General features: G+C 68.3%; 22 protein-coding genes and 2 tRNA genes. 8 read left to right on the top strand and 16 right to left on the bottom strand.

Features of this window, described 5'->3' with window-relative positions:
• Together JX005_RS10635 and pknB are read left to right on the top strand one after the other, a co-directional pair.
• Nucleotides 1-988, top strand: a 988-nt coding sequence (locus JX005_RS10635; protein WP_281422058.1) for a PASTA domain-containing protein, incomplete at its 5' end; no start/stop codon positions are given.
• 80 nt (nucleotides 989-1,068) lie between these two features.
• Nucleotides 1,069-2,763, top strand: a complete 1,695-nt coding sequence (pknB, locus tag JX005_RS10630) for a Stk1 family PASTA domain-containing Ser/Thr kinase (RefSeq protein ID WP_214467447.1) — start codon at nucleotides 1,069-1,071, stop codon at nucleotides 2,761-2,763.
• A gap of 11 nt (nucleotides 2,764-2,774) precedes the next feature.
• On the opposite strand, the gene JX005_RS10625 is transcribed toward pknB, so the two are convergent.
• The 3 genes from JX005_RS10625 to JX005_RS10615 are packed head-to-tail and all read right to left on the bottom strand — an operon-like array spanning nucleotide 2,775 to nucleotide 4,346.
• Nucleotides 2,775-3,404 carry an anthranilate synthase component II gene (locus JX005_RS10625; protein ID WP_214467446.1) on the bottom strand — a complete coding sequence of 210 codons (630 nt, stop codon included), beginning with the start codon at nucleotides 3,402-3,404 and terminating at the stop codon, nucleotides 2,775-2,777.
• Between the two features lie 10 nt (nucleotides 3,405-3,414).
• Nucleotides 3,415-3,570, bottom strand: coding sequence for a hypothetical protein (locus JX005_RS10620; protein ID WP_214467445.1), 156 nt, complete (start codon nucleotides 3,568-3,570; stop codon nucleotides 3,415-3,417).
• On the bottom strand, nucleotides 3,570-4,346 hold the full coding sequence (locus tag JX005_RS10615) for a class E sortase (protein WP_307858558.1): 777 nt from the start codon (nucleotides 4,344-4,346) through the stop codon (nucleotides 3,570-3,572). The genes JX005_RS10620 and JX005_RS10615 overlap by 1 nt, the downstream gene beginning before the upstream one ends.
• Nucleotides 4,347-4,400: 54 nt before the next feature.
• Here JX005_RS10615 and JX005_RS10610 point away from each other — a divergent pair, with 54 nt between their 5' ends.
• Nucleotides 4,401-4,640 carry a cell division protein CrgA gene (locus JX005_RS10610; protein ID WP_191764991.1) on the top strand — a complete coding sequence of 80 codons (240 nt, stop codon included), beginning with the start codon at nucleotides 4,401-4,403 and terminating at the stop codon, nucleotides 4,638-4,640.
• 141 nt (nucleotides 4,641-4,781) lie between these two features.
• Here the strand turns inward: JX005_RS10610 and JX005_RS10605 are convergent, their stop codons facing one another.
• On the bottom strand, nucleotides 4,782-5,672 hold the full coding sequence (locus JX005_RS10605; RefSeq protein ID WP_214467444.1) for a rhomboid family intramembrane serine protease: 891 nt from the start codon (nucleotides 5,670-5,672) through the stop codon (nucleotides 4,782-4,784).
• Between the two features lie 14 nt (nucleotides 5,673-5,686).
• The gene (locus JX005_RS10600) at nucleotides 5,687-6,259 is read right to left on the bottom strand and encodes a peptidylprolyl isomerase (protein ID WP_214467443.1); all 573 of its coding nucleotides are present in this window, start codon (nucleotides 6,257-6,259) and stop codon (nucleotides 5,687-5,689) included.
• Between the two features lie 98 nt (nucleotides 6,260-6,357).
• Between JX005_RS10600 and JX005_RS10595 the strand changes: the two genes are divergently transcribed.
• Both JX005_RS10595 and JX005_RS10590 read left to right on the top strand, forming a co-directional pair.
• Nucleotides 6,358-6,873, top strand: coding sequence for a DNA helicase (locus tag JX005_RS10595; protein WP_214467442.1), 516 nt, complete (start codon nucleotides 6,358-6,360; stop codon nucleotides 6,871-6,873).
• Nucleotides 6,866-7,339 carry an aminoacyl-tRNA deacylase gene (locus tag JX005_RS10590; RefSeq protein WP_214467441.1) on the top strand — a complete coding sequence of 158 codons (474 nt, stop codon included), beginning with the start codon at nucleotides 6,866-6,868 and terminating at the stop codon, nucleotides 7,337-7,339. The genes JX005_RS10595 and JX005_RS10590 overlap by 8 nt, the downstream gene beginning before the upstream one ends.
• Nucleotides 7,340-7,353: 14 nt before the next feature.
• On the opposite strand, the gene JX005_RS10585 is transcribed toward JX005_RS10590, so the two are convergent.
• From JX005_RS10585 to dnaA, 11 genes are all read right to left on the bottom strand, one after another.
• Complete coding sequence (locus JX005_RS10585; RefSeq protein WP_214467440.1) at nucleotides 7,354-7,776, bottom strand: NUDIX hydrolase; 423 nt, start codon at nucleotides 7,774-7,776, stop codon at nucleotides 7,354-7,356.
• Between the two features lie 58 nt (nucleotides 7,777-7,834).
• Entirely contained in the window at nucleotides 7,835-8,572 is a 738-nt protein-coding gene (locus JX005_RS10580) for a Pr6Pr family membrane protein (RefSeq protein WP_214467439.1), read from the bottom strand.
• 241 nt (nucleotides 8,573-8,813) lie between these two features.
• Nucleotides 8,814-8,886 (bottom strand) — tRNA-Ala (locus JX005_RS10575).
• Nucleotides 8,887-8,903: 17 nt separating this feature from the next.
• Nucleotides 8,904-8,977: transfer RNA gene (locus JX005_RS10570), tRNA-Ile, on the bottom strand.
• Nucleotides 8,978-9,103: 126 nt separating this feature from the next.
• Nucleotides 9,104-9,508, bottom strand: a complete 405-nt coding sequence (locus JX005_RS10565; RefSeq protein ID WP_214467438.1) for a DUF3566 domain-containing protein — start codon at nucleotides 9,506-9,508, stop codon at nucleotides 9,104-9,106.
• Complete coding sequence (gene gyrA / locus JX005_RS10560; protein ID WP_214467437.1) at nucleotides 9,505-12,063, bottom strand: DNA gyrase subunit A; 2,559 nt, start codon at nucleotides 12,061-12,063, stop codon at nucleotides 9,505-9,507. Before gyrA ends, JX005_RS10565 begins: the two co-directional genes overlap by 4 nt.
• Before the next feature lie 74 nt (nucleotides 12,064-12,137).
• Entirely contained in the window at nucleotides 12,138-14,177 is a 2,040-nt protein-coding gene (gyrB, locus tag JX005_RS10555) for a DNA topoisomerase (ATP-hydrolyzing) subunit B (protein WP_214467436.1), read from the bottom strand.
• 122 nt (nucleotides 14,178-14,299) lie between these two features.
• Nucleotides 14,300-14,827: a DciA family protein gene (locus tag JX005_RS10550; protein WP_214467435.1), complete on the bottom strand. Its 528-nt coding sequence runs from the start codon at nucleotides 14,825-14,827 to the stop codon at nucleotides 14,300-14,302.
• Nucleotides 14,820-15,977 carry a DNA replication/repair protein RecF gene (gene recF / locus JX005_RS10545; protein ID WP_214467434.1) on the bottom strand — a complete coding sequence of 386 codons (1,158 nt, stop codon included), beginning with the start codon at nucleotides 15,975-15,977 and terminating at the stop codon, nucleotides 14,820-14,822. The genes JX005_RS10550 and recF overlap by 8 nt, the downstream gene beginning before the upstream one ends.
• A gap of 221 nt (nucleotides 15,978-16,198) precedes the next feature.
• The gene (gene dnaN / locus JX005_RS10540) at nucleotides 16,199-17,350 is read right to left on the bottom strand and encodes a DNA polymerase III subunit beta (protein WP_214467433.1); all 1,152 of its coding nucleotides are present in this window, start codon (nucleotides 17,348-17,350) and stop codon (nucleotides 16,199-16,201) included.
• Between the two features lie 427 nt (nucleotides 17,351-17,777).
• On the bottom strand, nucleotides 17,778-19,226 hold the full coding sequence (dnaA, locus tag JX005_RS10535) for a chromosomal replication initiator protein DnaA (RefSeq protein WP_214467432.1): 1,449 nt from the start codon (nucleotides 19,224-19,226) through the stop codon (nucleotides 17,778-17,780).
• 310 nt (nucleotides 19,227-19,536) lie between these two features.
• Here dnaA and rpmH point away from each other — a divergent pair, with 310 nt between their 5' ends.
• Genes rpmH through yidD form a run of 3 tightly spaced genes read left to right on the top strand, consistent with a single transcriptional unit; the run spans nucleotide 19,537 to nucleotide 20,373 of the window.
• The gene (gene rpmH / locus JX005_RS10530; RefSeq protein WP_036304730.1) at nucleotides 19,537-19,674 is read left to right on the top strand and encodes a 50S ribosomal protein L34; all 138 of its coding nucleotides are present in this window, start codon (nucleotides 19,537-19,539) and stop codon (nucleotides 19,672-19,674) included.
• Entirely contained in the window at nucleotides 19,622-20,020 is a 399-nt protein-coding gene (rnpA, locus tag JX005_RS10525; RefSeq protein ID WP_372447336.1) for a ribonuclease P protein component, read from the top strand. Before rpmH ends, rnpA begins: the two co-directional genes overlap by 53 nt.
• Nucleotides 20,017-20,373 (top strand): membrane protein insertion efficiency factor YidD, encoded by a 357-nt coding sequence (gene yidD, locus JX005_RS10520; protein WP_214467430.1) that lies wholly within the window; start codon nucleotides 20,017-20,019, stop codon nucleotides 20,371-20,373. The genes rnpA and yidD overlap by 4 nt, the downstream gene beginning before the upstream one ends.
• The last annotated feature ends 3 nt before the right edge of the window (nucleotides 20,374-20,376 follow it).

Raw genomic sequence — 20,376 nt, 5'->3', positions numbered from 1 at the left:
GGCGGCGGCCGCCGTCGCCCGGGCCGCGACGGCGCTTCGTCGAGGGGATGTCGCGGCAGCCGCCGCAGCCGTGCCCGCGATCGCGACCGGAGCTGCCGTCGGCGACGACATGACGCAGGTGCTCACTGCGGGCGGCGCGACCGGTGCGGCCACGATGCTGCTCCCCGCTCCCGACGCCGACGTCGTCGAGGGCGAGGAAGCGCCCGAGAAGAAGAAGCGCAGCCCGTGGACCTGGCCGCTGATCGCCCTGATCGTGCTGCTGCTGCTCGTCCTGGGCGGGACCCTGTGGGCGATCTTCGCGAACCAGGACGACCCCGGACCCGACCCGACCACGCCGTCTCCCGCGGTCACGACGCCGTCGGTGACCCCCACCGTGCCCTCGCCATCGCCGAGCGCAGAGCGCGTCGATGTGAGCGCGCTCCAGCTCATGGGCAAGACGTGCGACGAGGCCCGCGCGCTCGTGGAAGGGGCCGACCTGGTCGCCAACTGCACCGAGGGCAACGCCGCGCCGACCGAGGGCGACCAGGGCCTCATCTACGAGGTCAACCCGACCGGACGCGTCGAGGTCGGCACGACGATCAACCTCACGGCCTACGGCCAGCAGACGCCGATGCCGGCACCGACCGCCCCGGCGTTCGACGCCGAGACGGTCGCTCCGGGCGGCACCATCAACGTGACCTGGCAGCAGTACGCCTGCCCGGCAGGCGAAGGATCGGTGAGCTCGTACAACCTCACGGCGACGAAGGGCACCTTCCCGAACGGTCAGTCCACGTCGTCGTTCGGCCAGGGCGACCGGAGCGCGCAGGTCACGGTTCCGAGCAACCAGTCGGGCAACGTGCTGGTGACCTACACCGTCACCTGCACGGGCGGACCCTCGGGTGAGCGGACGTCGGACGCATCTCCCGAGGCGCGAGCGGCGATCCAGGCCGACGAGAGCGGCGACAACAGCGGCGAGGGCGGCGAAGGCGGCGAGGGCACCACGCCGTGACGTCGAGCGGAGGCGGCGCCGGGAACGGCGTGCCTCTCCCGCTCGACTAGTCTGGCTGTTGATCCACGCAGGGAGTGACTGTGACAGCTGAGCCGCGCGTGCTTTCGGGGCGCTATCGCATCGACGAGCTGATCGGACGCGGCGGAATGGCCAGCGTCTACCGCGGTTACGACGTGACCCTCGGCCGAGCCGTCGCCATCAAGATCCTCGATCGCGAGCTCGCCGGCGACAACGCCTTCCGCACGCGGTTCCGGCTCGAGGCGCAGGCCGCGTCGCGCATGGCCCACCCGACCATCGTGCGCGTTTACGACGCCGGCGAGGACAGCGAGACCCAGCCCGACGGCACGGTCCGCCCGCTGCCGTTCATCATCATGGAGCTCGTCAAGGGCGCGCTGCTCAAGGACATCATCTCGGCCGGCCCGGTGCCCGTCACCGACGCGGTTCGCTACGTCGACGGCATCCTCGAGGCGCTCGAGTACTCGCACCGCGCGGGCGTCGTGCACCGCGACATCAAGCCGGGCAACGTCATGGTCACCGACGCCGGACAGGTCAAGGTCATGGACTTCGGCATCGCGCGCGCGGTGTCGGACAGCTCGTCGACCGTCGCCGAGACGACCGCCATCCTCGGGACGGCCGCCTACTTCTCGCCGGAGCAGGCCAAGGGCGAACCCGTCGACGCGCGCGCCGACCTGTACTCGGCCGGGGTCGTGCTCTACGAGCTCATCGCCGGGCGCCAGCCGTTCCGCGGCGAGTCGCCGGTCGCGGTGGCATACCAGCACGTGAGCGAAGCGCCGCTGCCGCCGTCCGAGGTGAACGAATCGGTGCCGCGGTCGCTCGACGCCGTCGCCCTCCGCGCACTGGCCAAGGATCCGTACCAGCGGTACCAGGACGCCGGGAGCTTCCGCGAGGCCCTCGACGCCACCATCGACGGCCGGTCGCCCAGCAAGCGCCAGCTCGGGGCGCTCACCAGCGAGCTCTACGGACCGAACCCGAAGCAGGCCGCCGAGACAGCGCGCTCTCTCCGGCAGCTCAGCACCGACACGACCATGAAGCGCACGCAGGCGGGGCCGCCCGTCGCGTGGATCTGGGCGGGCGTCGGCGTCCTCGCCGTGCTGCTCATCTCGGTGCTCTTCTGGGTGCTGACCATCGATCCGACCGAGAACGTGCCGGCGAACGCGCGTCTGGTGCCCGACGTGTCCGGCATGACCTACGACCGTGCGAATCAGGAGCTCCTCGACGCGGAGCTGCTCTCCATCCGCGAAGACGAGGAGAACGGGGAGGTCGCCGAGGGGATCGTCATCCGCACCGACCCGGAGTCCGGTGCGTCGGTGAACCCCGGCCAGGAGATCACCGTCTACGTCTCTCTCGGGCAGGAGATGTCGACCGTTCCCACCGTGACCGGACTGGGACGGGATGCCGCGACCGCCGCGCTCACCGACGCCGGGCTGACCCTCGGGTCGGTCACGCAGCGCAACGACGCGGCGCTCGCTGACGGCACGGTGATCTCGGCCGACCCGGCCGAGGGGGCGAGCGTCGCCGAGGGCACCGTCGTGAACCTCGTCGTGGCCTCGGGGAAGATCACGATCAACGACGTCACCGGCTACACCGTCGAGGCGGCGCAGCGCGAGCTCGAGGCGCTCGAGCTCACGGTGACGACCAAGGAGGACCCGTCCTGCACCGCGTCGGCGCCTCCGACGGTGTCCACGCAGTCCCTGGCGCCGGGTGACGTGCCCGTCCACTCCACCATCGAACTCGGCTTCTGCTCGGGCGAGTAGGCGTCGAGCCCTCAGCGCCGCGGACCGAGCGCGGCACCGCGGGACGCGGCATCCGCGAAGCCGACTGTTTCGAGCCAATTGCCCAGCAGCCGGTGTCCGCCCTCGGTGAGCACGCTCTCGGGGTGGAACTGCACGCCCACGATCGGGGCGGTGCGGTGCGCCACGCCCATGATCACGCCGCCCGGAGTGCGACTCGTCACGACGAGTTCGCGGGGGAGGGTGTCGGGCACGATGGCGAGCGAGTGGTACCGCGTGGCGGTGAAGGGGTCGGAGAGCCCTCGGTAGAGCAGGCTGCCGTCGTGGTGCACCGGCGACGTCATGCCGTGCATGAGCTCGGGCGCGTGGTCGACGGTCGCGCCGAACGCCTCGCCGATCGCCTGATGGCCGAGACAGACACCGAGAAGTGGGATGCCGCGCCCCGCCGCCGCCCGCACCACGGCGATCGACGCGCCGGCGTCGGCGGGAGTGCCTGGGCCGGGGGAGACCAGCACCCCGCGATATGGGGCGATCAGCTCGGCCGGGTCGCCGACGGCATCGGCTTCGACGAGGTCGGTCGCGGCACCCAGCTCGTGCAGGTACCCGACGAGCGTGTGCACGAAGCTGTCGTGGTTGTCGACGACGAGGATCGGCGACGCGCTCATCGGCGACCGGTCACTCGACCGTGACTTCCTGCGGGTTCACGAACTGGCTCACCCAGGGGAACGCGTAGAACACGAGGCCGTACAGCACTGCCGCCGCGAGGATCAGCAGGATGAGCACCCGCACCCACCACGGCCCCGGCAGGATCCGCCACAGCGCTCCGTACATCAGGCGACCACCCCCAGCGAGGCCGGCGCTCCGGCGGCGCGCGGCGTGAACGATTCGAAGACACCGTACGCGACGATGCGCTCGGCCAGCGAGTACATCGGACTGCAGCTGGTCATGGTGATGTAGCTGGTGCCGGGCGGGGCGTCGAGCTGCTGCGGAACAGGGAGCAGCACCTCCACCTCGTCGGGCGTCACGTATTCGAGGGTACGGAAGCGGTAGGTGTACCAGCCGTCCTCGGTCTCGACGACGATGGCGTCGCCGACGCGCAGGTCGGCGATGCGGTTGAACGGCTTCCCCCACGTGGTGCGGTGGGCGGCCACGGCGAAGTTCCCGGCTTCGCCCGGCATGCTCGTCCCGGGGTAGTGGCCGATGCCGATCGGGTCGAGCGTCGTGGCGCGCGACACTCCGCCGGCCATGGGGACGGCATAGTCCGCGCCGAAGCGGGGGATGCGCATGACGGCGAACTCCTCGCCGTCGGCGGGTTCGTCGAGGATGATCGGCTCGACCGTCTCATCGGGCGCAGCGGCGCCGGGCTCGTTGGTGCCGGGATAGGCCTGGGCCCACTGCTCCGAGATCTCCTGGCCGGTCGCGTTGCGCTCGGCGCCGTAGATCATGTCGCCGACCCAGAGCTGCCAGACGACGTAGAGGAGGATGATCACCCCGGCGGTGAGGAGCAGCTCGCCGATGACCCCGACCACGGAGGTTCGGCGTCTCGCAGGCACGCGGGAGCGACGGGGTCCAGCATCCCCCAGGCCGCCGGCGACAGCTTCCTCCACAGGTGGATTCTAGCCAGCGCACGCTGAGGGCCGGCTGGCAGTTAGACTTCTGGCATGGCACGACCCGGCAAAGAGGACGATTCGCTCGTCGAACGCGCAGAAGGCGAAGCTGCACCCAACCCGGTGTGGTTCAAGCCCATCATGATCGGCCTCATGCTGGTAGGCCTCGTATGGGTGCTCGTCTTCTATCTGAGCGGCATGCGGTACCCGATCCCCGGCATCGACGCCTGGAACCTCGTGATCGGATTCGGCATCGCCTTCCTGGGCTTCCTCATGACCACCCGCTGGCGCTAGCCGGCCCCACGACCACCCGAAGAGCCCCGGCCCGTCCGGGGCTTTTCGCCGTCCAGAGGTTGTTAACAGGCTTGTTAACAGGTGTGAATTACACGGGTGTGATTCATCCCCATGTGTGGATGAACCTGTGGATAACTCCGGTCAGCGCAGGACGAGCGCGGGAACGAGAACCGGCACGAACAGCAGTGCGACGAGCGCGGCGAACACCGCGACGAGCAGGCCGACCTGCAGCGCCCGCTGCTGCCGCGACCGCGTGCGCGTGAAGATGAACGCCACGAGCAGGCCGGTCAGCAGGCCGCCGACGTGCGCCTGCCACGACACGTTGAACCCGGGAATGAAGCCGATGGCGAGGTTGACCCCGAGGATGATCGCGATTCCGCCGATGTTGGCGCCGATGTGCCGGCCGATCACGAACAGGGCACCGAAGAGTCCGAAGATGGCCCCGGATGCCCCGACCACGGGCGTCAGGAACGACAGCAGCGTGACGGCGACCGATCCGCCGAGCGCGCTCAGGACATAGAGCGTGAGGAACCGCCAGCGCCCGAGGAGCGGCTCGAGGCTGCGCCCGATCATCCACAGCGCCAGCATGTTGAGCCCCACGTGGAAGAAGCTGCCGTGCACGAGCGCCGCGGTCAGCAGCCGCCAGGGTTCGAAGCGGCCGGTGAGCTCGGGATACAGCGCCGGAGCGAAGTAGAGCAGGCTCTGCTGCAGACTCGAACCGATGCCGGGAATCAGCGTCAGCAGGTAAACGAACAGCGTGATCCCGATGATCGAGTAGGTGACGATGGGGCGGGTGTCGCTCACCGTCACCGCGCGCGAACGTGACCACCGACGCTCCGCCTTCCGCTGCGCGGGTGAGGCGGACTTCTGCTGGTCGCGCAGGCACTCCGGGCAGATGACGCCCACAGCGGCGGGCGTCTGGCACTCGGGGCAGATCGTGCGCAGGCACCGCTGGCAGAGCACGAAGCTCTGCCGGTCAGGATGCCGGTAGCAGAAGTTGTCGCTGTTGCGACGGAGATCGTCGGCGGTCACGAAGCGGCGGATGCCTAGACCGCGACGACGTCGACGGACTGCAGCACGACGGGCTCGATGGGGCGGTCGCCCGCAGCCGTCGGAACCTCGCTGATGGTGTCGACGATGCCCTTGGACGCGTCGTCGGCCACCTCGCCGAAGATGGTGTGCTTGCCCTGCAGCCACTCCGGCCCACGCCCGCCCTGACCGGGGACCGTGATGAAGAACTGCGAGCCGTTGGTGCCCTCGGCCTTTCCGGTGATGGCGTTGCGACGCAGACCCGCGTTGGCCATCGCGAGCTTGTAGGGCTCGGTGAAGGTGAGCTCGGGGCTGATCTCGTCGTTGAAGTTGTAGCCCGGACCGCCGACGCCCTGTCCGAGCGGGTCGCCGCCCTGGATCATGAAGCCCGAGATGATGCGGTGGAAGACGACGTCCTTGTAGAGCGGGCCCTCACCTGGCTTGCCGGTGGCGGGGTGCGTCCACGAGCCCGTTCCGTCGGCGAGGCCGATGAAGTTCTGGACCGTGCGAGGAGCGTGGTCACCGAAGAGGTTGACGACGATGTCGCCGTAGTTGGTGTGAAGGGTGGCGACAGCGGTGTGAATCGGCATTGCTACATTCTTCCAGAGTTCTGTGCAACCCCTCCCGCCTCTGCGCAGGTCTGGCAAGATGGGTCGAACCAGATCCAAGGTTCGATCAGGAGGGCATCGTGAGCCTCAGCCGCAAGCGCAAGAAGGAACTCCGCAAGCTCCAGACCCAGGCGACCAGCCTGTGGGAGACGCAGCAGGTCCTGGTCGGTGAGGCCGCATCGGTCGCCCGAGAGGCGGGTCGTCAGCTCGGCCACCTCAATCGTGAGCAGGTCAAGCCCCGCGTCACGGCCGGCTACGAGACCTACGCCGCCCCGTACGTCGAGAAGGGCAAGCGTGTCGTCAACGGCACGATCGTGCCCGCCGCCGGTGCCGTGGTCGGCTCCGCACTCTCGGTGTGGGACGCCGCGAACAACACGCGGTCGCGCCTCGCCGAAGGACGCGGCATCAGCCTTCCCGGAAGCTGGGGCAAGCCCGCTCCCGCGCCGGTGAAGAAGGGGATGGGCGCCGGCGGCGTCATCGCCATCATCCTCGGTGTCGCAGCCGCACTGGGTGTGCTTTACGCGGCCTGGCAGACGCTCCGCGCCGACGACGAGCTGTGGGTGGCGGACGACCCGCTGCGCGCACCGGATGCCTGATCCCCTCGACCGGGTGAAAGACGCGGCCGCCGCTCGCGGGCTCGACATCGAGATCCGCGAGCGGCCCGTCGCGAACAGCCTCGCCGAGGCGGCCGAGATCCTCGGGATCGCGCCTGCCGGCATCGTCAAGACCCTCGTCGTGAAGCGCAGCGACGACACCTACCTGTTCGCGCTGGTCCCCGGCGATCGCGCGATCTCGTGGCCGAAGCTCCGTGCCGTCGTGGGAGTCAACAAACTCCAGCTCCCCGACCCCCAGCGCGCGCTCGAGGCGACGGGGTACGAGCGGGGCACGATCGTCCCGATCGGGAGTGCGCACGACTGGCCCGTGTACGCGGATGAGCAGATGGTCGGCCAGCGGGTGGCGATGGGGGCCGGCGCCCACGGCTACAGCCTGTTCGTCGACGCCGACGATCTCATCGCGGCGTACGGCGCGACGGTGGCCGACATCTCACAGCCCGCCGGGTAGCGGCATCCGCTCAGTCAGATCTTCGCCATCTCGAGGGCGATGTCGACGAGCTTGACGCGCTGGAGCGTCTGCACCTCCGCGAGGGGGAACCACGCCGCGCGGTCGGTGGACCCGTCCTTCTCGTTGCGGAGCTTTCCGCCCACCACATGCGCGCGGTAGACGATGCGCAGGGTGTGCAGCGGCTCGGTCACGCCGGGCGTGAGCCGGCGTCCGGGCGGGATGACGCGGGAGTGGATGCCGAGGAGCTCGTCCACGATCACCTTGTAGCCCGTCTCCTCGCGCACCTCACGGCGAGCCGCTCGCTCGGGATCCTCGCCGGGTTCGAGCCCTCCGCCGGGCATCGTCCACGCGGCGCGGCGGCCCTCGTTCCAGTGGGCCAGGAGCAGGCGCCCGTCGTCGTCCATGACCACGGCGTAGGCCGCGACGCGCAGATCCATGCTTCACCCTAACCGGCGATCCCCGCCCTGCCGAGGGAGGGGATCGCCGGCCGCGAGGTCACACCCGGACTGCGCCGATCGGCGGAGCCGAGGAGGCACGACGCGAGCGGCGCCGGTCGCGATGACGGTCGAGCGCGACGATGCCCGCGCCGATCACGACGAAGGCGATGAAGATGCCGACGATATAGATCAGTGCCGATCCCCACCCGCCGGCACCGTGCGGATCGAGGAAGGGGTAGGGGTACCAGTACGGCGCCGCACCGGACGGGTCGGCGACGAACTCCCCGCGGATCATCGTGTGCATCAGCCAGAGGACCGGATACGCGAGGATCACCGCCAGGCCCCACCACGGCAGGCCGCGCCGCTTGCTCGCGAACAGCAGATCCGCGAGGAAGTACAGCGGCAGCACCACGTGGAGCACCTCGATCGCGAAGGTGTCGAGCATGGCGATGCCCGCCGAGTCCCCGAGGGCAGCTCCGCTCGGGCCGCCCCGGAGCAGCACGTTGTACACCACGCCGAGCAGCAGCATCGGTGCCGTGACGATCCCCATCACGAGCGCGATGCCGAGAGGTTCACGCTCCGCGTCCGGATGCAGCCGCGCCCACGCCGCGGCCGATGCGAGAGCGGCGACGGCCATCATCGTCGAGACGATGGTGAACATGCTGAAGTAGTTCGCGAGGACGACCGCGAGGTCCTGGCCCTGCCGGGTGGCGCGGTCGACGTTGACGATGTAGCCGGCGGCCACGCCGGACAGCGCCACAGCAGCCGCCGCGAGTCTCATCCATGACCAATACATGTGATTCCCCTTCCCAGTCGAACAATCGGTTGCCCCCAAGTTCGTGAGGAAGGTCTATCGCCGGTCGGAGGGCGGGCGCGCGGATGCTGTCGTCGTGGCCGGAGATCCGCGTGCACGTCGAGGATCGAACTTGTATAAGTCCTACACAATGTCCACCGATTGGGGGACGTTCTCGACAAACGCTTTCCGAGGGCGCTGGAGATGGAGAAAGGACCGGCCCTTCGGGCCGGTCCTTGGACTGTGGAGCCTAGGAGATTCGAACTCCTGACATCCTGCTTGCAAAGCAGGCGCTCTACCAACTGAGCTAAGGCCCCGGGGCTGTGTGTTTCGGTGGGGCTACCAGGACTTGAACCTGGGACCTCTTCATTATCAGTGAAGCGCTCTAACCGCCTGAGCTATAGCCCCGTCTGCTGCGACGCTTTCACGTCGATCAACCTCAGAGACTTTACCCGACGTGGGCGGTTTTCACGAATCGGGTCGGGACGCAGAAGCGGGCCCGATCGGTGATCGAGCCCGTTCCGTGAAGCGACGTCAGTTGGAGGTGAAGCCGACGAGCAGGCCGCCGGTCACCTTGACCGCCAGGTTGTAGATGCCGGCCAGGACCGCGCCGAGCACCGTCACCACGACGAGGTTCAGGATCGCCACGATCGCCGAGAAGGCGAGCACCTGAGGCAGGCTGACGAAGTTCGAGAGCAGGATGGTGCCGTCGGTGAAGTTGCCGAAGAACTCGTCCGCTCGCGTGATGAGGCCGGTCGTCTGCACGACGAGGAAGACGAGCACGAACGAGACCACCGTCACGACCGCGATCGCGATGGCGGCAAGGAACGACAGCTTCACAGCCGACCAGAAGTCGATGTACACCAGGCGCAGGCGGACCTGCTTGGCAGAGGTGCGGTGGGTGGACTTCTTGGCGAGCTTGTCGGCTACGGTGCTCATGCGTCAGTACTCTCTTCGGGGATCTCGGGCGAGGCCTCGGGGGATGTGCCGGACTCCTGGTCGGCGGCCTCGGCGTTCTCGGCCAAGCCCCGCTCTCCGTTCCGTGCGATCGCGATGATGCGATCCTCGTCGGCGGCGCGGGCGAACACGACACCCATGGTGTCGCGGCCCTTCGCTGGGACCTCGGCCACGGCAGAGCGTACCACCTTGCCGCTGGCAAGAACCACAAGGACCTCGTCGTCATCCGTGACGATCAGACCGCCCGCCAGATCGCCCCGATCCTCGTTCAGACGAGCCACCTTGATGCCCAGACCGCCGCGGCTCTGGCCCCGGTATTGGTCGACCGCGGTGCGCTTCGCGTAGCCGCCCTCGGTGACGACGAACACGTAGCCGTCGTCCTTCACGAGCGAGGCGGACAGGAGGCTGTCGTCGCCCCGGAAGGACATTCCCTTGACGCCCTCGGTGGAGCGGCCCATCGGCCGCAGGGCCTCGTCGGTCGCGGTGAACCGCAGCGACATGCCGTGCCGGCTGATGAGGAGGATGTCGTCGCCCGAGTCGACGAGGAGCGCACTCACGACCTCGTCGCCTTCGCGGAGCTTGATCGCGATGACCCCGCCCTGGCGGTTGGTGTCGTACTCGGTGAGACGGGTCTTCTTCACCAGACCGCTGCGCGTCGTGAGCACCAGATGCTCGGCGACGCTGTAGTCGCGGATGTCGAGGATCTGAGCGATCTCCTCGTCGGGCTGGAGCGCGAGCAGGTTGGCGACGTGCTGACCCTTCGCATCGCGCCCGGCCTCGGGAACCTCGTAGGCCTTCGAGCGGTAGACGCGACCCTTGGTCGTGAAGAACAGCAGCCAGTGATGGGTCGTGGTGACGAAGAAGTGCTCGACGACGTCATCCGCGCGCAGCTGCGCGCCCTTCACTCCCTTGCCGCCGCGGTGCTGCGAGCGGTAGTTGTCGCTGCGCGTGCGCTTGATGTAGCCGTCGCGCGTGACGGTGAGCACCATCTCCTCTTCGGGGATGAGGTCCTCGATGGACATGTCGCCGTCGTAGCCGTGGAGGATCTGTGTGCGACGGTCGTCGCCGAAGCGCTCGACGACGCCGGTGAGCTCATCGCGGATGATCGTCCGCTGCCGCGCCGGGGTGGCGAGGATGTCGTTGAGGTCGGTGATCTTCGCCTCGAGGTCGGCCGCCTCGTCGATGATCTTCTGACGCTCGAGCGCGGCGAGCCGGCGCAACTGCATCTGCAGGATCGCGTCGGCCTGGAGGTCGTCGATCTCGAGGAGGACCTTGAGGCCCTCGCGGGCTTCGTCCACGGTGGGCGAACGGCGGATGAGCGCGATGACCTCGTCGAGCGCGTCGAGCGCCTTCAGGTAGCCGCGCAGGATGTGCATGCGCTTCTCGGCCTCGCGCAGCCGGTACGTGGTGCGGCGGACGATCACCTCGATCTGGTGGTCGATCCAGTGCGTGATGAATCCGTCGAGCGGCAGCGTGCGGGGAACGCCGTCGACGATCGCGAGCATGTTCGCGCCGAAGTTCTCCTGCAGCTGGGTGTGCTTGTACAGGTTGTTGAGCACGACCTTGGCGACGGCATCCCGCTTCAGCACGATCACCAGACGCTGTCCGGTACGGCCGGACGTCTCGTCGCGGATGTCGGCGATGCCCGTGATCTTGCCCTCGCGCGCGAGGTCGCTGATCTTCACCGCGACGTTGTCGGGGTTCACCTGGTAGGGCAGCTCGGTGATCACGAGGCACGTGCGGCCCTGGATCTCCTCGACGTTGACGACCGCGCGCATCGTGATCGAGCCGCGCCCGGTGCGGTACGCGTCCTTGATGCCCCGGGTGCCGAGGATCTGCGCGTGCGTCGGGAAGTCGGGCCCGGGGATGCGCGCCATGAGCGCCTCGAGCAGCTCCTCGCGCGTGGCATCCGGGTTCTCGAGCGCCCAGAGAGCGCCGGCCGAGACCTCGCGAAGGTTGTGCGGCGGGATGTTCGTCGCCATGCCGACGGCGATGCCGACCGAGCCGTTGACGAGCAGGTTCGGGAAGCGCGCCGGGAGGACCGTGGGCTCCTGCGTCTGGCCGTCGTAGTTGTCTTGGAAGTCGACCGTCTCTTCCTCGATGTCGCGCACCATCTCGAGCGCGAGCGGGGCCATCTTGGTCTCGGTGTACCGCGGCGCGGCGGCGCCCTGGTTGCCGGGAGAGCCGAAGTTGCCCTGACCGAGCGCGAGCGGGTAGCGCAGCGACCACGGCTGGACGAGGCGCACCAGGGCGTCGTAGATCGGGGCGTCACCGTGCGGGTGGTAGTGGCCCATGACCTCGCCGACCACACGCGCGCACTTCGAGAACGACTTGTCGGGACGGAATCCGCCGTCGTACATGCCGTAGATGACGCGGCGGTGCACCGGCTTGAGCCCGTCGCGCACGTCGGGCAGCGCGCGCCCGACGATGACGCTCATGGCGTAGTCGAGGTAACTGCGCTGCATCTCCAGCTGCAGGTCGACCTGGTCGATCTTGCCGTGATCGTGGAAGGGGGCGGGGCGTTCTTCGTCAGCCATTCGCGTGTCTCTCTTCGTGTCGTTTCGTCTCGCTGCGCTCGCTCAACGACCGGGGGGTCGCCGAGACGAAACGTCTAGATGTCGAGGAAGCGCACATCCTTGGCGTTGCGCTGGATGAAGCCGCGGCGGGATTCCACGTCCTCCCCCATCAGGACCGTGAAGATCTCGTCGGCCGCGGCGGCGTCGTCGATCGTCACCTGCTTGAGGGTGCGGGTCTGGGGATCCATCGTCGTCTCCCACAGCTCGTGGTCGTTCATCTCGCCGAGACCCTTGTAGCGCTGGATCGCGTTGTCCTTTGGGATGCGGCGGCCGGCCGCAGCCCCCTCGGCGAGGAGCGCGTCGCGCTCGCGGTCGCTGTAGGCGTACTCGTGCGCGTGGTTCGACCACTTGAGCCGGTACAGCGGCGGCTGCGCGAGGTAGACGAAGCCCGCCTCGATGAGCCCGCGCATGTAGCGGAACAGCAGCGTCAGCAGGAGCGTCGTGATGTGCTGGCCGTCGACGTCGGCATCGGCCATCAGGACGATCTTGTGGTACCTCGCCTTTTCGATGTCGAAGTCCTCGCCGATGCCCGTGCCGAAGGCCTGGATCATCGCCTGGACTTCCTTGTTGCCGAGCGCGCGGTCGAGCCGGGCGCGCTCGACGTTCAGGATCTTGCCGCGCAGAGCGAGGATCGCCTGCGTGTGCGGGTCGCGGCCCTGCACGGCGGAGCCGCCGGCCGAGTCGCCCTCGACGAGGAAGATCTCGCTGATCGAGGGGTCTTTGCTCGTGCAGTCCTTGAGCTTGTCGGGCATCGCCGCCGACTCGAAGACGCTCTTGCGTCGAGCGGTCTCGCGCGCCTTGCGCGCGGCGAGCCGTGCGGTCGCCGCGTCGATCGCCTTGCGGACGACGTTCTTGGCCTGGACCGGGGTGCGGTCGAACCAGTCGCCGAGCTGCTCGCCGACGACGCGCTGCACGAACGCCTTCGCCTCGGTGTTGCCGAGCTTCGTCTTGGTCTGGCCTTCGAACTGCGGCTCGGACAGCTTGACCGAGAGCACCGCGGTGAGACCCTCGCGGATGTCCTCGCCGGTGAGGTTGTCGTCCTTCTCCTTGAGCATGCCCTGGGCGCGCGCGTACTTGTTGACGAGCGTCGTCAGCGCCGCGCGGAAGCCCTCTTCGTGGGTGCCGCCCTCGTGCGTGTTGATCGTGTTCGCGTACGTGAAGACGTTCTCGGTGTAGCTCGTCGTCCACTGCATCGCGAGCTCGAGCGCGATGTTGCGGCCGGTGTCCTCGCTCTCGAAGTCGATGATCTCGTCGTTGACGACCTCGGCGTGGCGCACCTTGTTGAGGTGTTCGACGTAGTCGACGAGTCCGCGCTCGTAGAGGAAGCTGTCGTGGCGCGGCTGCAGTTCGTCGCCTTCGCCTTCCTCCGCGACCTCGACGAGACCCTCGGGGCGCTCGTCACGCAGGGTGATGCGGAGTCCCTTGTTGAGGAACGCCATCTGCTGGAACCGGGTGCGCAGCGTGTCGTAGTCGAAGTCGACGTTCTCGAAGATCGTCGCATCCGGCCAGAAGGTGATCGTGGTGCCGGTCTCCTCACTCGCCTCGCCCTTCTCGAGCGGGGCGAGCGGCTGGCCGCCATCGCGGTACGACTGACGCCAGACGTGACCCTGGCGGCGGACCTCGACCTCGAGCCGCGTCGACAGCGCGTTCACGACGGACGAGCCGACGCCGTGCAGACCGCCCGAGACCGCGTAGCCGCCGCCGCCGAACTTTCCACCGGCGTGCAGCACGGTGAGGACGACCTCGACGGTCGACTTGCCCTCGGTGCGGTGCATGTCGACCGGGATCCCGCGGCCGTTGTCCACGCAGCGGACACCTCCGTCTTCGAGGATCGTCACCTCGATGGAGTCGCAGTAGCCGGCGAGCGCCTCATCCACCGAGTTGTCGACGATCTCCTGCACGAGGTGGTGCAGGCCACGGGCTCCGGTCGAGCCGATGTACATGCCGGGGCGCTTGCGCACGGCCTCGAGGCCCTCGAGCACCTGGATGTCATCAGCCCCGTACTCGTTCCGAACCGTCTCGGCGGGTCGTGCTTCGGGTTCTTCAGGAACGCTGTCGGGGTTCACGGACGTCATAAGTCAGGGCGCTCCAGATCAATCGGCGGGGGCCCTGACAGTCTATCAAGCCAGACCCGCCGCGCGGAGGTTCTGCGCCCCTGTGGCGCGATGAAATCCTTCCGGACGATATCTGACGTGGCTCAGCCGTAGGTATCGCGCGGGCCACGCCCTGGAATCGTTCTGGGACCCCATTTCCAGGAGGGGACGTCCGGCCCTATGAAACGGATTGCATCGACCCCCGCATCCGGGAAGCGGCGGACGATCTCCGACAGGATGTGCGCACGCATGAGCTGAAGCTGCTTGGCCCACGCCGTGGAGTCCGCCTGAACGGTGAGCGTGCCCTCCGAGAACGCGACCGGCCGGGTGTGCCCCGCGGTGTCCTCACCCGCCACGTCCGACCACGCGCGCACGACGTCCTCGCGCGCGAGTTCCTTGTCCCATCCGGCCTCGCGGGTGAGTGCGGAGAGCACGTCGCCGACGCCGCGGGGGTCGCGACCCGGGGTGAACGGGGCGTTCTCGTCGTCGGCCACGCGGCGCCGGCGCTTGCGGAACGACCGCGCCGACGGCTCCAGACCGCGCAGGCGCAGGTAGGTCGCGACGGTCTCGGGAACCGTGCCTCCGGCGGGAGCGGATGCCTCGCCCTCGGCGCGCGCGTCGGGATCAAGCATCCGCTTCCTCCAGGATCGTGCCCGCCTCGACGCGCACGATCCGCGCGCGCAGTGCTGTGGGGACGTCCTCCTCGACGGCGGCGGTCACGACGACCTGCTCGTAGCCGCCGGCGAGCTGCGCCAGCCGCGCACGGCGATCGGCGTCGAGTTCGGCGAAGACGTCGTCGAGGATGAGGACAGGATCGCCGAGCCGCGACTCGGCGCGCAGCAGCTCGGCCGAGGCCAGCCGCAGGGAGAGTGCCACGGACCACGACTCACCGTGCGATGCGTAGCCCTTGACCGGCAGCTCGCGGACTCGAAGCACGAGGTCGTCGCGGTGGGGCCCCACCAGCGTGAGCCCGCGATCCAGCTCGGCGCTGCGGCGTGCGGCCAGAGCCTGGCGGAAGAGGTCCCCGATGCGGGAGCCGGATGCCTCGGCCACGGGCGCGTCCGCCCCTTCCTCCGGATCGCCCCCGGTCACCGACAGCGCCCACGTCGCCTCGGGACGGTGGTCGGCGCCGGCGATGGCCGCATAGGCCGCCGCAAGGGGCTGGGCGAGATCGGCCGCCAGGCCCAGGCGTGCCTCGATGACCTCCGTGCCGAGCGAGACGAGCTTGTCGTCCCACACGTCGAGCGTGGTCAGCGCGTCGCCGCGCACTCCTCGCGCCTTCGCCGACTTGAGGAGAGCGGTGCGCTGCTTCAGGACGCGCTCGTAGTCGGCCAGCACACCCGCCATCCGCGGCGCCCGCTGGATCAGCAGCTGGTCGGCGAACCGACGCCGCGACGACGGATCCCCGCGGACGATCTGCAGGTCTTCCGGGGCGAAGAGCACGACCTGGGCGTAGCGTGGCAGTTCCGCCGGCTTGACCGGCGCGCCGTTGACCCGCGCCTTGTTCGAACCCTGGCGGTTCAGCTGCACCTCGAGCATGACCCGCCGGTCGCCGTGGGACAGACGCGCACGGATGATCGCGGCATCCGCTCCGTCGCGCACCATCGGCGCGTCATTGGAGACCCGGTGCGAGCCGAGCGTGGCAAAGAATCCGATCGCCTCGGCGAGATTGGTCTTGCCCTGACCGTTGCGGCCGACGAAGACGTTCGGACCGGGAGCCAGGGTGACGTCGGCGACCGCGTAGTTGCGGAAGTCGACGAGACTCAGCTGCTCCACGATCACCGGTCAAGCCTAGTGAGCGGGGGCGACGTCCTGGTCGTCGAGGACCGCTGCGCGAGATCGTCCTCCGGCGCGCTTACCCGCGGCGTCGCCTTCGGCGTCGGCGCCCGCCAGTCCCGAGCCCGCGCGCTCTCCGGACGATCCCGCTCCGCTCAGCTCCTCACACCCGGGTCGTTGAGCGAGCGAAGCGAGACGAAACGCGTCGCCCGTCGGGGATGGGTGAATCAGCGCAGGAGCAGGTTGGGCTGCAGCAGGTAGCGGAACGAGTCGGCGCCGGCCTTGTCGACCGACGTCTGCGGCGTGATGAGCACCGGGCTGAGCTTGTTCGCGTTGTCGCTCGACGTGAACGTGATGCGGACGAACTCGCTCTTCACCGCGCTCAGCGACTCGAGGAGATACTGCGGGTTGAGACCGAGCGTCACGTCCTCGCCGACGAGGTTGGCATCGACCGACTCCGTCGCACGCGCCTGCTCCGTGCCCGAGGCATCCATCGACACACTGTCGGTCGTGAACGTGAACCGCAGCGGCGCGGACCGGTCGAGCACGAGCGACACACGGCGCACGGCCTCGGCGAGCTCAGCGGTGTTCACCACGGCGTGGTGCTCGGTCGCCTCGGGGAACAGCCGGCGGACCGGCGGGAAGTTGCCCTTGATGAGCAGCGAGGTGACGGTCTTGTTGCCCGCGGTGAACGCGATGATCTCGCGGTCGCCCGAGCCGGAGAATGCGATCGAGATGTCGCCGCCGTGCGCGAAGGTCTTGCCGACCTCGGTCAGCGTGCGGGCCGGAACCAGCGCCGTCGTCGACTCCTCGGATGCCGTGCCGCCGCCGTCCCACGGGATCTCGCGGAGCGCGACGCGGTAACGGTCGGTCGCGACGAGGCTGAGCCCCGTGCCCGAGACCTCGAGCTGCACGCCCGTGAGGACCGGGGTCACATCGTCGCGCGACGCGGCGAAGGCCACCTGCGCGATCGCAGTCGCGAAGTCCTCCGACGGCACGAGCCCGGAGTCGCCGGTGACCTCGGGGATCGCCGGGTACTCCTGCACCGGCATGGACGAGAGCGTGAAGCGCGCCGACCCGCAGCTGAGCAGGATGCCGCCGTCGTCATCCACTTCGATCTGGATGGGGGCGTTGGGCAGCCGGCTCGCGATCTCGGAGAGCAGACGGCCGTGGACGAGGATCGTGCCCGGCTCATCGACGGTGGCTTCGATGGTCGTGCGAGCGGATGCCTCGTAGTCGAAGGCTGCCAGCGACAGACCCGCGTCGGATGCCTCGATCAGCACGCCCGCGAGAATCGGCTGCGGGTTTCGCTGCGGCAGGAGCTTGACGACGAATGACACGGCTTCGCTGAACACATCGCGATTGACGTGGAACTTCACGGATGCTCCCTCGACTGCGGTTGGGCCTCCAATGCTAGTGGCAGGGCGTGCCGATGCCAGTCCTTCACGGGACGAGCATCCGTCCACCGCTCTTTCCACCGTCAAGGTGATCGAACGGGAGATCTATAAATACTTCTTGTCATGGTGTTAACGGCTGTGGAAACTGTGGACAACTCAGCCGATCCCAGTCGGCAGATGGGAATCACATCTTTGTGAGATGTGGAACGGCTGCGGAGGGCGGAGCGGAGAGGTCGAGCGCGGCGCGAGGTGTTTCGACATTCATCCACAGGCACGTGCCCGTCGCCCACAGCGTTTCCGCAGGGCTGTGGAGTTATCCACAGGTTTTCCACACTGTGAAGAACGCGAATAATGGCCCTGCCTCCGGCGGGTGTCAAGCACTTCTTGCGGCATATGACCGCACGCCGGATCAGCGGCCGTTGCGACCCAGCTGAGCGGTGATCTCGGAGACCTGGTTGTAGATCGACCGGCGCTCTTTCATGAGATCGCTGATCTTCTTGTAGGCGTACATCACGGTCGTGTGATCGCGGTTGCCGAACAGCTGGCCGATCTTCGGGAGGGAGAGGCTGGTGCGCTCACGGCAGAGGTACATGGCGATCTGGCGAGCCGTCGCCACCGACTGGGAGCGGCTCGAACCGTACAGGTCGTCGACGGTGAGCTTGAAGTAGGCGGCCGTGGCCGTGATGATGTCGGTCGGCGAGATGACGTTCGCGTCATCCTGGTCGACGATGTCGCGCAGCACCGTCTGGGCGAGCGACATATCGAGTGTCGAGCGGTTCAGGCTGGCGAATGCCGACACGCGGATGAGTGCGCCCTCGAGCTCGCGGATGTTCGACGACACCACGGTGGCGATGTACTCGAGCACCTCGTCCGGAATATGCAGCCGCTCGCTCTGCGCCTTCTTGCGGAGGATGGCGATGCGGGTCTCGAGGTCGGGCGCCTGCACGTCGGTGATGAGGCCCCATTCGAAGCGGCTGCGCATGCGGTCCTCGAAGCCCGTCAGGTGCTTCGGCGGGACATCGCTGGTGATCACGACCTGCTTGTCGTGGTCGTGCAGCGTGTTGAACGTGTGGAAGAAGGCTTCCTGCGTTTCGGCGCGTCCCTGCAGGAACTGGATGTCGTCGATCAGGAGGATGTCGACATCGCGGTAGCGCGCCTGGAAGGCCGAACCGCGGTTGTTGGCGATCGAGTTGATGAAGTCGTTCGTGAACTCCTCGCTCGACACGTACCGTACGCGGATGCCGGAGTACAGGCTCATCGCGTAGTCGCCGATGGCGTGGAGCAGGTGGGTCTTGCCGAGGCCCGAGTCGCCGTAGATGAACAGCGGGTTGTACGCCTTGGCCGGCGCCTCCGCCACTGCGACCGCGGCGGCATGCGCGAACCGGTTCGACTGCCCGATGACGAAGTTGTCGAAGGTGTACTTCGGGTTGAGTCGCGTGTCGCTGCGGGAGGCGGCGGATGCGGCATCCGGAGCGTCCTCACGCTGCGCGTGCAGAACCGCGGTCGGCGCGGGGGCCGGCTGCGACATCGGCTGCGCCGATGACTGGACGGGGATCGGGGCCGTGAGGTGCGCGTCGACGAGCTCGGGGTTGACCACCACGCGGAACGTGCCGGCGCGCTGGGTGTCGTCCTGGTCGACCTTGGCGAGCGCTTCCATGATCGGAGTGCGCATGCGCTTGGTGAACTGGGCGGCGGTGAGGTCGTTGGGGACGTCGAGGTAGAGGGTTCCGCCCATTACGCCCTGCGGCACGGCGAGACTCAGGAAGCCATGGAGCTGCGGGGTGATCCGCTCGTCCTGGATGAGCTCGTCGAGCACGGCTGACCAGACTGGGACATCTGGAACTTCGTGCGGTGACATGGCCCCCCCGGGTTGTTGATGATTCCACCGGAGGCCGCGTTTCGAGTGCGCCAGGCCTGTGGATAACTGCCGGAGCCACGCTAGTTCGCAGGCGTCTCCGGAGCAAACTCCACTGTAGATCGGGCGGGTGTGTCGTTGCCAGGACCGAAGTGCCCGCCCAGGGATAATGTCCGGTCGGTCGCGCTCGGTTTGAGTTCTCAGTCAGTCCGGCGTACCCTAAATCGGTTGACTTATGCCCTCGCGGCAGTCCCTTTGTACGTAGCGTCTCCGGTCTCATTCTCCCGGTGACACCCGATCCGGAAGCGATCCCATGAGCAAGCGCACCTTCCAGCCCAACAACCGCCGTCGCGCCAAGAAGCACGGCTTCCGTGCCCGCATGCGCACCCGCGCCGGCCGTGCCATCCTCTCGGCTCGTCGCGGCAAGGGCCGCACCGAGCTCTCGGCCTGACCCCCGAGCGGTGCTGGCGAGGCCGAACCGACTCACCCGCGGAGCGGAGTACAAGGCCGTCGTCCGTCGGGGCCGTCGGTGTGCCGGAACGCACACCGTGACCTATGTGAACAGCGCCGTGGCCGATGGCCCGGCGCGGTTCGGTTTCATCGTCAGCCGGCAGGTGGGCGGCGCCGTGGTACGCAACACGGTCCGCCGCAGGCTCAAGGCGTTGTGCGCGGAAGCGCTGCCGTCCGTGCGCGACGGCAGCGACATCGTGATCCGGGCTCTGCCGAGCGCCGCGAACGCCCCGTTCAGCGAGCTGCGCGACGAGGTCGCTCGATGCCTCGCTCGGAGGGCGGCATGAGCGTGCTGCCGGCGTACGCTCTCGGCGACGCCCACTTCGAGGCATCCGACTCACTCCGTGCTGTGCCGCTCCTCCCCCGCAACGCCGCGCTGGCGCTGCTGCACGGCTACCGCGCCACCATCTCGCACACGTACGGCGACGTGTGCAAGTACTACCCGTCGTGCTCGGCGTACGCGGTCGGTGCTGTGCAGCAGTACGGCGCGCTGAAGGGCGTGGCTCTCACCGCGGCCCGACTCGCCCGCTGTCATCCCTGGGCGGTGGGCGGCGTCGATGACGTCCCGCCGCACGCGAACTTCCGGCATGCATTGACCCCTCGCGGGTTCGTGGTGCCTGTCCCCTCTGGAAAGGACTGATCC

The organism is Microbacterium flavescens (assembly GCF_018588945.1).
GTDB lineage: Bacteria > Actinomycetota > Actinomycetes > Actinomycetales > Microbacteriaceae > Microbacterium > Microbacterium flavescens.
Note: the sequence above shows the minus strand (reverse complement) of the source record. Positions and strands in the feature narration are given on the sequence as shown.

Coding starts and splice junctions, on each gene's coding strand:
- JX005_RS10625 (WP_214467446.1), bottom strand. CDS start 3,404: ATGAGCGCGTCGCCGATCCTCGTCGTCGACAACCACGACAGCTTCGTG.
- JX005_RS10620 (WP_214467445.1), bottom strand. CDS start 3,570: ATGTACGGAGCGCTGTGGCGGATCCTGCCGGGGCCGTGGTGGGTGCGG.
- JX005_RS10610 (WP_191764991.1), top strand. CDS start 4,401: ATGGCACGACCCGGCAAAGAGGACGATTCGCTCGTCGAACGCGCAGAA.
- JX005_RS10600 (WP_214467443.1), bottom strand. CDS start 6,259: ATGCCGATTCACACCGCTGTCGCCACCCTTCACACCAACTACGGCGAC.
- JX005_RS10590 (WP_214467441.1), top strand. CDS start 6,866: ATGCCTGATCCCCTCGACCGGGTGAAAGACGCGGCCGCCGCTCGCGGG.
- JX005_RS10585 (WP_214467440.1), bottom strand. CDS start 7,776: ATGGATCTGCGCGTCGCGGCCTACGCCGTGGTCATGGACGACGACGGG.
- JX005_RS10580 (WP_214467439.1), bottom strand. CDS start 8,572: ATGTATTGGTCATGGATGAGACTCGCGGCGGCTGCTGTGGCGCTGTCC.
- JX005_RS10565 (WP_214467438.1), bottom strand. CDS start 9,508: ATGAGCACCGTAGCCGACAAGCTCGCCAAGAAGTCCACCCACCGCACC.
- gyrA (WP_214467437.1), bottom strand. CDS start 12,063: ATGGCTGACGAAGAACGCCCCGCCCCCTTCCACGATCACGGCAAGATC.
- gyrB (WP_214467436.1), bottom strand. CDS start 14,177: ATGACGTCCGTGAACCCCGACAGCGTTCCTGAAGAACCCGAAGCACGA.
- JX005_RS10550 (WP_214467435.1), bottom strand. CDS start 14,827: ATGCTTGATCCCGACGCGCGCGCCGAGGGCGAGGCATCCGCTCCCGCC.
- dnaA (WP_214467432.1), bottom strand. CDS start 19,226: ATGTCACCGCACGAAGTTCCAGATGTCCCAGTCTGGTCAGCCGTGCTC.
- rpmH (WP_036304730.1), top strand. CDS start 19,537: ATGAGCAAGCGCACCTTCCAGCCCAACAACCGCCGTCGCGCCAAGAAG.
- yidD (WP_214467430.1), top strand. CDS start 20,017: ATGAGCGTGCTGCCGGCGTACGCTCTCGGCGACGCCCACTTCGAGGCA.